Below are 12,034 nucleotides of genomic sequence, written 5' to 3'. Positions count from 1 at the left end.
ACAAGATATAAGAGTTGTACAAATATTGAGTCTGTTGGGTATACTGAGGGATTATCTGTAGGTAAGATTTATGCAAAAGCACCTCAATTAGTTTTTAATACTAACAATAAAACCTGTTCAAGCTCTCCGTCTATTACTATTACAGGAGTCAATGGTGCTGGAAATTCATCTACACGATATGATCTGAGAATTGATGAAAGGAACATCTCTTTTTATGGTTCAGATATACCAATGACGGTTAATTTATCTTCTACGGGCAGTTATGTTTATCAGTTGTTTTATGACAATAATGAGGACGCGAGAAGGTGTACAGCAGAGAGTGCTCCCTTTACCGTCGGAGATGATACTTATAATTTGATATTAACTTCAACCAAAAATGACACCGACTGTAATGGAAATGCTACAGGAAGCATTGATCTAACCGTTACAAATGGAATTGCCCCTTATTCATATGCATGGTCAAATGGGGATGATACAGAAGATATATCCGGCGTAAGTGTAGGCAGCTATGATGTGACTGTTAAAGATGGTAACAAATGTTCTGGGAGTCTTTCTGTAACTATTGAAGAACCGGAGGTAATAACCATAGCCGATGCTTATGTAAGTTCAGACTATAATGGTCAAAACCTCAGTTGTAATGGAGGCAGTGATGGAAAAATAACCGTAGAAGCTTCCGGAGGTACTGGAACTTTATATTACAAAGTTGACGGAGGCACTTATTCTACTTCTAATGAGATAACGGGTTTGCAAGCGGGTAACTATACAATAAAAGTAAAGGATGCGAATAATTGTGAAATAACTTATGCTTCTGAAGTATCGATTGCTGCTCCCTCTGCCATTACAGCTACAGTATCAGCTACTGATCCCAAATGTTATGGAGAGAGTTCGGGGGTTTTAGAGATATCAGCTTCTGGAGGGGCGGGCAACTATACCTACTCCCTTGACGGTAGCACCTATCAAACTAGTAACATTTTCACTAATAAGTTAGCTGGTAACTATACGATAAGCATAAAGGATAGGAATGGCTGTGTAAAAAGTGTTAACAAAGAATTCTCAGACCCTCTGGCTATTGCTTTTAACGTTTCCACAACGGAAGTCCTCTGTTATGGAGGCAGTGATGGGAGTATTTCTATAAATGGTGTGGCAAATGGTACTGCTCCTTATACCTATTCTATAGATGGAGCATTTTTTCAGTCCTCTAATATCTTTAATGGTCTGGAGTCTAAAAATTATAGTGTTATTGTTAAAGACAGTAAAGGATGCCAAAGCGTCGTCTCTGCTTTTGTAAATTCTCGTCCAATCATTACGGCCAGCTTCAGCGAACCTGCGTCAGTTTCATGTAACGGTGCAGCAGACGGGGCCATTGACCTTACACCATCAGGAGGCACACCACCTTACACTTATGCCTGGTCCAACGGAGAAACAACTGAAGATTTATCGGGACTGGCAGCAGGTATTTATACGGTTGATATAACGGACAGTAATGGATGTCTGATTACCGATAGTTATGATTTGTCAGAACCATTTACACTGCAAGCAGACGCTTTTGCTTCAAGCTACTCAGGTACAGGTGTCAGTTGTCACAATGGTACAGATGGTACCATAGATGTGGATGTAACAGGTGGAACAGCTCCTTATACTTTTCTGTGGTCCGGAGGTGAAACTACAGAGGACTTATCTAATCTCAGCCCTGGCTTCTATTCCGTAAACATTACCGATTGGAACGGCTGCACCACGAGTGTGAATGACATCCCAATTACCAACCCGCCGGCACTAACGCTGTCTGTTGGTAGCAAAGTCAATGTAGATTGTAATGGTAATAATTCAGGAAGTATTACACTAACTTCCACAGGTGGAGCTTTGGGGTATGAGTACTCCTTACAAGGAGGGCTATGGCAGTCCTCAGATACATTTACCGGCTTAGAAGCAGGAAATTATACAATAGATATGCGTGATGCCAATGGTTGTGCAGCTTCTATATCAACAACAATTACTGAACCTTTAGTGCTTACAGGTTCAGTATCCAATGAAGTAAATTCTACCTGTGGTGATAATAATGGTTCAGCAGAAGCCGAAGCTTCAGGAGGAACCGCAGGTTATTCGTTCACATGGAGAAATACCTCAGATCAAATCGTGGGTACTAATGCTGTACTTACAGGTGTAGGAGGTGGTATTTACACCGTTACTATTGAGGATAGCAATGGCTGTACTATTACCCGTTCAGCCAATATTAGCAGTATTGATGGACCTCAGACAGCAGTTACGAGTAAAACGAGTACATCATGCTTTGATAGCAATGATGGTAAGGCTGTGATCGATGTTACAGGTGTGGCACCTTTCAATATTGAGTGGCAGAATGGAGAGACAGGAGTGTCACCATCAGCTTTGAGTCCTGGTGATAATATAGTTACTATTACAGATGCCAATGGTTGCGTAGCGGTGGAGATAATTAATATTCCTTCACCGGAAGCCATTGACTTTACGGTATCTTCTACAGTTATTCCTAGCTGCCACGATACATCCGATGGTAGTATAGAAATGACTGCTAGTGGAGGGGTTGGTACTTATAGTTATTTATGGAATACAGGATCTACTGATACTGGCTTGTCTGGTATTCAGGCGGGTACTTACAACGTGACAATTACAGACGCTAATGGCTGTACCTTAAACCGTGATGTTGAACTGCATGGGGTGGAACCTGTCTCATTATCTATTGATAATTTAGTATTACCCACTTGCGTTGGAGATGCAGATGGAAGTATAAGTATTACTGCTTCAGGAGGAAATGGTGGTTACAGTTATACATGGGCTACAGGGGAAACCAGCACATTGCTGGATGATCTTGCAGCGGGATCATATAACATAACTGTTAGTGATGGTAAGGGATGTGAACTTAGCGAGATTATAGAATTACCCGACCCGGAACCGTTTATTATTGATATGGGCGATGTGGAAATATGCACGGGTTCTTCTTACATAACTAGTCTCAGTGTACCTAATGGCGTTTATACCTGGACTTCAGATAATGGCTTTTCAAGTACCGAAAAAGAAGTGACGATCTCAGAACCGGGCGATTATAACTTGCATGTGATTAATGAAGACGGTTGTGAGGCAGAAGATAGCTTTGAATTGATTGTTTCTGATGATTTATTAGATGCTGATTTTTTGATGGCTACCGAAGCTTATGTTGGGGATACGGTGGTTATAATAGATATCAGTTGGCCTATACCTGAAACCCTAACTTGGTCGATGCCTGAAGGGGTCGAAGTTCTAATGGAAAATAATGATTATGCGGAGATTGTGTTTAATACTCCAGGTACATATTCTATTGACATTGAAATCGGTCTTGCTGAATGTAATGATTTTTACTCACAAAGTATAAACGTACTTGATGCTCCGTCTAAGCCTGATGCAGGGGGACGTAAAGCTAATGAAGAAGACCTTATTAAATCATTTACAGCTTATCCTAATCCAAATGATGGAATATTTGGTGCTGAAGTAGATCTTTCTAAAGAATCAGATATAAGGTTGAGAATGGTCTATCTTCAAGGCAATAAGATAGTGTTGGATGAAATTCATACGGGTAAAATGCACTATGAATTAGTTATCCAGGAGCCACAACTTAAAGCTGGAATATATCTGTTGACTCTATATGCCGGAGAAAAATCGAAAACAGTAAGGATAATGGTGAAGTAGTTCTACTGCTTCACCAATTCAATTTTCAAAATAATATCCACTTTTTCACCAACAATCAGTCCGCCGTTATCCAATACATCATCCCATTTTAAACCATACTCAAAACGGTCAATAGTACCTGTGGCTGTAAATCCGGCCTTCTTTTTATTGTTGATAGATACAATACCACCAAATTCCGCATCAAGTGTTACGGGTTTGGTTACGTCCCTGATGGTCAGGTTCCCTTCGATGCGGTAGTTGTTGTCAGAAACTTTTTTAAAGCTGGTGCTTACGAATTTAATCTCCGGGAATTTTTCGGCATTAAAGAAGTCATCTTCCTTCAGGTGCTTATCCCGCTCCAGGTTATGGGTTGTAATGCTGGCTACTTCAATAGTAGCATTGATCTTGGAATCTTCAAAGTCATTCTTCTTCGAGGTTAATGTACCTGCATAAGAAGTGAAAAAACCTGTAACCGATGATACGGCCAGGTGCGAAACATCAAATTGAACAGATGAGTGCGTAGGGTCTATTACCCACGTAGTCTGGGCCAAACTGACTGAGCTTATAAAGCTGAGGATCAATATAATGCATGTTTTCTTCATAGGAGGCGTGTTTTAAGGGTTCCGATAGTACATATAATATAGTGAAAATTTGGGAAAGTACCTATGTGGGTGATCGGTCTGGTGGCTAGGGTTGGAAGTCGGAAGACCGGAGACTGAAGGTTTTGGTAATCGGTGACCCGTGAACTAGTCGGCAGTTGGCAAAAGCAATAGGCAATTAACCGAAATAAAGAATAGCAATCTGCGAACTATAAACAGTGAATTGTAGACTGCAAATACTATCTGATCGTGATTTCAGGGGCTTGTTGGTTAAACATGTTAAAATAATATCAGAATAGGGTCATATAGTGAAAACATGGCATTCGGGGTTGTACTAATTTGGCACTTGAATAAAGAACTTAAAATTTTACCGTATGAACTTTCAATGGCAAGGGGTATTTCCCGCAGTGACAACTAAGTTTACCAAAGACGATCAACTGGATTGGCTGTGGTTTGAAAAGAATATTGAAGCCCAGCTTGAAGCGGGTGTGGATGGTATTATTTTGGGAGGCACCCTTGGCGAGGCCAGTTCTCTCAGCGATGATGAAAAATATGACCTTACCAGGCGCACGGTCTCTGTTGTTGGTAGCAGGGTGCCTGTGGTTTTAAATATTGCGGAGCAAAGTACCACATCGGCTATCCAGGCTGCAGCGAAAGCTGAAAAAAGCGGGGCGAGTGGTCTGATGATACTTCCTCCAATGAGATATAAAGCTACTGACCAGGAAACTGTGGAGTACTTCAAAGCCGTAGCGAAATCTACCAATCTGCCTATCATGATCTACAACAACCCTGTGGATTACAAGATTGAAGTCACCATGGATATGTTTGAAGAACTGGCTGCTATGGCCAACATTCAGGCGGTAAAAGAGTCAACCCGGGATATTAGCAACGTGACGAGAATGATCAACCGGTTTGGTGACAGGTTCAAGATCCTGTCAGGTGTGGATACACTGGCCCTGGAAAGTCTTTTTATGGGGGCTGATGGCTGGGTAGCAGGTTTGGTATGTGCCTTCCCACGGGAGACAGTCGCCATATACCGTTTGCAGAAAGCCGGTTATCATGAAGAAGCATTGAAGATATACAGATGGTTCCTGCCATTGCTGGAGCTGGATATCAACCCTCAGTTGGTTCAGAATATCAAACTGGCTGAGACTATGGCCGGGCTGGGAACGGAAGATGTAAGGTTGCCGCGTATGCCTTTGAATGGAGCAGAACGGGAGCGGGTAGTGAAGATCATTGAGGATGGCCTGAGTACGAGGCCCGAGTTGCCCGACTATTTCAATATAGAAAAAATAATGAACACGATTTAAACAAGAAGCATGGTAGTACAAGGAAAGAACATTATCGGATTCAGTTTATCAGCAACATCAGAGGATTTCGTTACCTCTTTTGACCCCCGTGAGGCCAGACCTTTGGAGAAATTCTATATGGCCACCAACGAGGAGATAGAGGAAACCCTTCAAAAGGCTTCTCAGGCCTTCGGGGTGTACAAGCATTTCTCAGGAAGCAAAAAAGCCGATTTTCTGGAAGCGATAGCAGATGAAATACTTGCCCTTGATGATGTACTTGTTCAGACAGCCGTAAAGGAAAGTGGCCTGCCCGAGGCCAGGATCATCGGAGAGCGAGGCCGGACTGTCGGGCAGTTGAGGTTGTTTGCCCAACTGCTGCGTGACGGCTCGTGGGTAGACGCGACCATTGAAACAGCCCAACCGGACAGACAGCCGCTACCGAAGCCCGATATCAGGAAAATGCTTGTACCTGTTGGGCCTGTGGTTGTCTTTGCAGCCAGCAATTTTCCCCTGGCTTTTTCCACGGCAGGTGGAGATACTGCTTCTGCACTGGCTGCCGGTAATCCGGTAATAGTTAAAGCACACATGTCGCACCTGGGCACGAATGAACTGGTGGCCCGTGCCATTGCTCAGGCAGCCAAAAATACAGGTATGCCTGATGGTGTATTTTCAAGTTTGAATGGCAGAGGTTCTTCCCTGGGGCAGCAACTGGTCATGCATCCCGTTGTCAAGTCAGTTGGTTTTACAGGTTCCTACTCTGGGGGCATGGCATTGTACAAGGCTGCAGCTCAGAGGGAAGAGCCCATTCCTGTATTTGCAGAAATGGGCAGCATAAATCCGGTGGTATTGCTTCCCGGAAAGTTAAAGGCATCAGGCAGGGAAACAGCCAGGCAATACGCAGGGTCAATCACCCTGGGAGCAGGGCAGTTCTGTACTAATCCCGGACTTTTACTAGGTATAGAAGGTGAAGAGCTGGATATTTTTCTGGATGAACTGGCTAAAGAAATAGAGGCGGTTGTGCCTGCCACGATGTTGAATGAAGGTATCTGGAAAAGCTACCAAAATGGCAGGGCGAAAGTACTTGAACAAAACGGGGTCACCTTGCTTGGTGCTGCAGCAGAGCAGGAAGGTAACCACCTGGGGGCGGCTGCCGTGGCCTGTGTTTCTGGTGCAAATTTTCTGAATAACCCCAATTTACATGAAGAGGTATTCGGGCCATTTTCACTGGTTGTGAAATGTACTGATAAAGAGCAGTTGCAGCAGGTTATCCGCAGTGCCAGAGGGCAGCTTACGTCCACTATTATGGCGGAGCCTGGTGAATTGACCGAGTATAAGGATGTTGTAAGGGAAGCCTCCAATGTAGCGGGCAGGGTATTGTTCAACGGTGTGCCCACGGGAGTTGAAGTGTGCCATGCCATGCAGCACGGAGGCCCTTTTCCATCTTCAACCGATAGCAGGTTTACTTCTGTGGGTACGGATGCTATTAAGAGATTCGTACGACCACTGGCATTGCAGGGGTTCCCTGAAGAAGCCCTGCCGGATGAACTAAAGAACAGCAACCCGCTGGGCATTTGGAGAAAAGTAAACGGAGAATTAACCAGGGACGCTATTTAATGGCCAGAAAGACATTTTTTTGTGTAGATGCTCACACCTGCGGCAACCCGGTAAGGGTAGTGGCAGGTGGAGGCCCGCACCTGGAAGGTGCCAACATGAGCGAAAAGAGGCAACACTTCCTAAGGGAATATGACTGGGTGAGAAAGAGCCTGATGTTTGAGCCCCGCGGGCATGATATGATGTCGGGGAGTATTCTTTATCCGCCCTCAGATCCTGAAAATGACGTTGGTGTGTTGTTTATTGAAACGTCCGGTTGTCTGCCTATGTGCGGGCATGGTACTATAGGCACTGTGACCATAGCCATAGAAGAGGGGTTGGTTACTCCAAAAGTGTCCGGCCAGCTTCGCCTGGAAACTCCGGCCGGCCTTGTATTGGTTAGCTACACGCAGGAGGGTAAAAAAGTCAAGTCAGTAAAGCTGACCAATGTAGCCTCGTTTCTGGAGGCAGAAGGCATAACTGCTCATTGCCCGGATTTAGGAGAGCTGAAGGTTGATGTGTCTTACGGAGGCAACTTCTATGCAATTGTAGATCCTCAGGAAAACTTTAAAGGTGTTCAGGCCTATTCGGCAGAGCAGTTGATCCAATGGAGCAGAAAGCTTCGGGAGAATATTAACAACAACTACAATTTTATTCATCCTGATAACCCGACTATTTCGGGTCTGAGCCATATTTTATGGACAGGGGATACGCTTTCGTCTGATGCCACGGCCAGAAATGCAGTTTTTTATGGAGACAAAGCCATTGATCGCTCACCATGTGGTACCGGTACCTCAGCAAGGATGGCCCAGTGGTATGCCAAAGGCCTGTTACAAAAAAGTCAGCCCTTTATCCATGAAAGTATTATAGGCTCAAAGTTCACAGGGCGGATTGAGGATGAAGTAGTAATAGCCGGTAAAAAGGGTATTATACCCAGTGTAGAGGGCTGGGCCATGGTATATGGATACAATAACATCATTGTAGACGATGATGATCCGTATTCGGGAGGCTTTCAGGTAATTTAAGGAGGGTGTACTAATAATTAGAAGATGAAAAAGGTAGCCATTATTGGTGGAGGTGTAGTAGGACTCAGCTCTGCCTATTACCTGTCAGAACTGGGATATCAGGTGACAGTGGTTAGCGACGATGACCAGCTTAAGGGGTGTTCGTATGGCAATGCAGGAATGATTGTGCCGAGCCATTTCATTCCACTGGCTGCTCCGGGCATGGTGATGCTGGGCCTTAAATGGCTGCTTCGGAACGACAGCCCTTTCTACATTAAGCCGCGGTTTAGCAAAGACCTGATGTCGTGGGGCTGGAAATTTTACAAAGCTGCTACCCCTGCCCATGTGCAGAATGCCATGCACGTGCTCAAGGAAATGAACATGGAGAGCCGCAATCTGTATCTACAACTGGTAGAAGAGGAGTCCCTCGATTTTTCTTTACAAACCCAGGGCCTTTTCATGCTCTGCAAAACCAGTCACGCACTGAAAGAGGAAAGCATAGTAGCAGAACAGGCCAGAGGGCTGGGAATGAACGCTGAGACCCTTTCGGCAGCAGAGCTTATGAGCATGGAAACCGGTGTAGAGATGGATGTGGCCGGGGGGGTATATTTTCCCATGGATGCCTACATGGTTCCGGGCCTTTTTATGTCAGGCATGAAGGCGCTTCTGGAGCAACGAGGAGTAAACTTCATTTCTGAAAAAGTAACCGGTCTGGATATGAGAGGTAGCCGGATTACTGCATTGCAGACGACCGCTGATATTTTGCGGGCAGACGAATTTATAGTTGCTGCGGGGGCGTGGTCGTCCGAATTGTTAAAAACATTGAAAGTAAATATACCGATGCAGGGAGGTAAAGGGTACAGCATTATGGTGGATCAGCCTCCGGTATATCTGCGTATTTGTGCCCTGCTTTCTGAAGCAAGGGTATCAGTAACACCAATGAATGGAGCCATACGGTTCGGTGGCACCATGGAGCTCAATGGTACCGACAGGACCGTGAACAGCAAACGTGTGGGAGGTATTTATAAATCTATTCCGCAGTACTACCCGCAATTTGCAAATACTGATTTTCAAAAATCTGATGTATGGGTAGGGCTGAGGCCGTGCTCTCCTGACGGGCTCCCTTATATAGGCAGATTCAGGCATTATGACAATCTCATTGCCGCTACCGGGCACTCCATGATGGGGATGAGCCTGGGACCGGTCACTGGAAAACTGGTGTCACAAGTGGTTTCCGGAGAAAAGCCTGACATTGATATAGCGATACTTAACCCTGATCGCTACAACTGATATCAGGAATAAAAGCAATGAAAAACCTGGGGTTAGGTTGGCTTTGGGCAAACACGTTAGGAAACGAGAGGTAAAAGTTTAAAAATATATGTGTTTAGGTTATTGATCGAATCCTTACAAGTTTGCCCGGGCCTCCTTTTGTTTTATTATTCAATTACCTTAAAAGCAGGCCTTAGCTGATCATCTTTATTGGCATTGTAATCTTCCAGCCGGTAAGTGATCCCTGAAGGTTTATGGTATACGATCAGGTCACTGTCGGCCCAGTAAGATTGCACGTTGGTAGCCGTGGTAATGAGTTCACCTTTTACATAAATGTAGTACCCTCCATCATTGGCCCGCCACCAGGTTTGATCCGAAGAGTCAAGGATGGTTGCTGACCTGATTTGGTCGTCCTGCCTGTCTTTATAGCTTTCAAGCACGTACGAAAGGTTGTCCGTAGGGTCGTAGACTAGAAGATCACTGTCTACAAATACACTTTTGGTTCTCTTCGCTATCTGTTCACCATTCACATACAACCAGTAAAGATTGTCTTTAGACCTCCAGGTAACATTGCCTTTGCGCTTATATGAATCGCTGTAGCCGGAGGTTGATGTTTTTGTGGATGAAGCATTGAAACTTAAAACCTCAGCAGCACGGAGTTGTTTGTCCTGCAGGTCGTAGAAGCCGGAGAGCCGGTATTTTGAGCCTGTTGTAGTATGCGTTACGAGCAGGTTACGTCCTTCGGCAGCACTGGTGGTTTCCTGGGCCACTTGTTTTCCCTGTACATACAGCCAGTAAACATTGTCCTCAGACATCCAGAATACTGATTGAGGGGAAGAGGACAGCAACCGGGCCGACCTCCACTGGTTGTCCTGAAGGTGACTGTAATTTTCCAGAAGATAAGTTTTCTGTTTATCCGGGTGATATACCAGCAAGTCATTTCCAGCCATGGCATACACCGTCTGTAGCTGGATCTCCTTGTTGTTGTCCTTTACATAAAACAGGTTGTTTTCGGCTTTCCACTCTACTTTTCCTGCTGTTTCCATTACAATGGCCTCTCTCAACTGTCTGTCCTGAAGGTTAGCGAAGTTTTTGAGCAGGTAAGTATTGTCTCCATAGTACACTTCCAGGTCACTGCCCGACCATTTGTTGGTGACCTGAGAGGAAACATCCTTGCCTTTGACATACAGGTGGAATTTGTTGCCAAATGCTGACCAGAAAACATCTTTATGGCTACTGATGAGCATGGCCGAACGCAGTTTATCATCCTGTAGATTATAGAAATTCTTTAAAATATAGCTGGAGCCGGTTTTTTCATGATAAACCAGCAGGTCATCGTTAACAGCAGCCGAAGAGGTAGTGCTGGCTACCTGCTCGCCTTTAATAAAGAATAGGTATTTGTTGTCTTTCGATTTCCAGAATATGTTCTCTGTTTTCGAAACTACATCCGCAGGGCGGAGTCTGTTGTCTTGCAATTGATAATATTTTTCCAATAGCAGCGTAGTATTGGTCTGCGGGTGGTAAACCAGCAGGTCATCGTCAGACTTGGAGTGAGCTATCTCTGTACTGATGCTCGTGCCTTTGTCGTAAACATAGAAGCTGAGGTCTTTGGAGCGCCAAAAGTACTGTTCCCTTTCTGAGAGGATCTCCGCAGGGCGGAATACATTATCAGTAAGGTGTGAATAGCCCGGTAATAAGTAGGATACACCTGTTTCAGGGTCATATGCCAGCAGGTCATCGCCAGCGTATGAATATTTTGTTCGGGAGGCTATCTGCACCTGATTGTCCAGCAGGTGCCATGTTTTTTCATCAGACTTCCAGATGGCGCGCGAGTTTATGGAGGTTGTAGGCTTACTGGTTACGGTGCTGCTTTCCTTGGCTACCAGTTTCTTTATGGGTTGCTGTTCTTTGCCTCCTGCCTGGGTTTTGTTAAAGTAAAAGTCTCCGATCAGTGAGGTAGACTCCCACGGGATCTGCTGTCTGGCAGACTGGTCAACCACGGATTTTCTTACGTTTTGGAATATCTGGAGTATAGTGAGGTCGGGTGACGACAGGTTTTGCAGCAATGCTTCGGTATACAATCCGTTACTTCCGGAGCCATCGGAGGCTGTCTTTCCCGGAGCAGTGGCATAGGCAATCAATGAGCCACTTGGTGCATTCATAAAAGCGAGGCCTTCCCCCTGGGCAGAGCGGCTCCAGCTTCTTTTGAAAGGGTTGTTACGGCAGGCGTCAAGAATTACGATATTCACTTTGCTTTTGGCATATTCCATCAGCCCCAATACACGATCTGCACGCACACAGTCATATTCAATTTGCTGCTCATTGGTAAGGTTGGTTTCAATTGGTATCAGATAGTTATTCCCGTTGGCCTGTATGCCATGCCCTGCAAAATAAAATAAACCAACCTCATAGCTTTCCAGCTTACGGCCAAACTCATCGATGACCTGCTTCATCTCGCGTTGGGTCAGGTTCTCATATTGCATAACCTCAAACCCAAGTCCGGAAAGCGCCTTTTTCATGGATCGGGCATCGTTAACCGGGTTTAAAAGCTTGTTAGCATTTTGGTAATCAGCATTTCCAATGATCAGGGCCAGTCTTTTTTCATTGC

General features: G+C 44.9%; 7 protein-coding genes. 5 read left to right on the top strand and 2 right to left on the bottom strand.

What is annotated here, in order from left to right:
• Nucleotides 1-3,696: T9SS type A sorting domain-containing protein (locus tag E1163_RS08040; RefSeq protein ID WP_155170923.1), on the top strand; the 3,696-nt coding region annotated here is incomplete at its 5' end.
• Nucleotides 3,697-3,698: 2 nt separating this feature from the next.
• On the opposite strand, the gene E1163_RS08035 is transcribed toward E1163_RS08040, so the two are convergent.
• Entirely contained in the window at nucleotides 3,699-4,277 is a 579-nt protein-coding gene (locus tag E1163_RS08035; protein WP_155170922.1) for a YceI family protein, read from the bottom strand.
• Between the two features lie 371 nt (nucleotides 4,278-4,648).
• Between E1163_RS08035 and E1163_RS08030 the strand changes: the two genes are divergently transcribed.
• Genes E1163_RS08030 through E1163_RS08015 form a run of 4 tightly spaced genes read left to right on the top strand, consistent with a single transcriptional unit; the run spans nucleotide 4,649 to nucleotide 9,447 of the window.
• Nucleotides 4,649-5,584: a dihydrodipicolinate synthase family protein gene (locus tag E1163_RS08030; RefSeq protein WP_155170921.1), complete on the top strand. Its 936-nt coding sequence runs from the start codon at nucleotides 4,649-4,651 to the stop codon at nucleotides 5,582-5,584.
• 9 nt (nucleotides 5,585-5,593) lie between these two features.
• On the top strand, nucleotides 5,594-7,177 hold the full coding sequence (locus tag E1163_RS08025) for an aldehyde dehydrogenase (NADP(+)) (RefSeq protein ID WP_155170920.1): 1,584 nt from the start codon (nucleotides 5,594-5,596) through the stop codon (nucleotides 7,175-7,177).
• Complete coding sequence (locus E1163_RS08020) at nucleotides 7,177-8,178, top strand: 4-hydroxyproline epimerase (RefSeq protein WP_155170919.1); 1,002 nt, start codon at nucleotides 7,177-7,179, stop codon at nucleotides 8,176-8,178. Before E1163_RS08025 ends, E1163_RS08020 begins: the two co-directional genes overlap by 1 nt.
• Before the next feature lie 24 nt (nucleotides 8,179-8,202).
• Nucleotides 8,203-9,447 (top strand): NAD(P)/FAD-dependent oxidoreductase, encoded by a 1,245-nt coding sequence (locus E1163_RS08015; protein WP_155170918.1) that lies wholly within the window; start codon nucleotides 8,203-8,205, stop codon nucleotides 9,445-9,447.
• A gap of 146 nt (nucleotides 9,448-9,593) precedes the next feature.
• Here the strand turns inward: E1163_RS08015 and E1163_RS08010 are convergent.
• Nucleotides 9,594-12,034, bottom strand: a 2,441-nt coding sequence (locus tag E1163_RS08010) for a caspase family protein (protein WP_155170917.1), incomplete at its 5' end; no start/stop codon positions are given.

It is taken from the genome of Fulvivirga kasyanovii, from assembly GCF_009711405.1.
In the GTDB taxonomy this organism is placed as follows: domain Bacteria; phylum Bacteroidota; class Bacteroidia; order Cytophagales; family Cyclobacteriaceae; genus Fulvivirga; species Fulvivirga kasyanovii.
This window is presented reverse-complemented; position numbering and strand designations above follow the sequence as displayed.

Excerpts from the sequence above, each read along its gene's own strand:
- E1163_RS08035 (WP_155170922.1), bottom strand. The coding sequence starts at position 4,277 with ATGAAGAAAACATGCATTATATTGATCCTCAGCTTTATAAGCTCAGTC.
- E1163_RS08030 (WP_155170921.1), top strand. The coding sequence starts at position 4,649 with ATGAACTTTCAATGGCAAGGGGTATTTCCCGCAGTGACAACTAAGTTT.
- E1163_RS08025 (WP_155170920.1), top strand. The coding sequence starts at position 5,594 with ATGGTAGTACAAGGAAAGAACATTATCGGATTCAGTTTATCAGCAACA.
- E1163_RS08020 (WP_155170919.1), top strand. The coding sequence starts at position 7,177 with ATGGCCAGAAAGACATTTTTTTGTGTAGATGCTCACACCTGCGGCAAC.
- E1163_RS08015 (WP_155170918.1), top strand. The coding sequence starts at position 8,203 with ATGAAAAAGGTAGCCATTATTGGTGGAGGTGTAGTAGGACTCAGCTCT.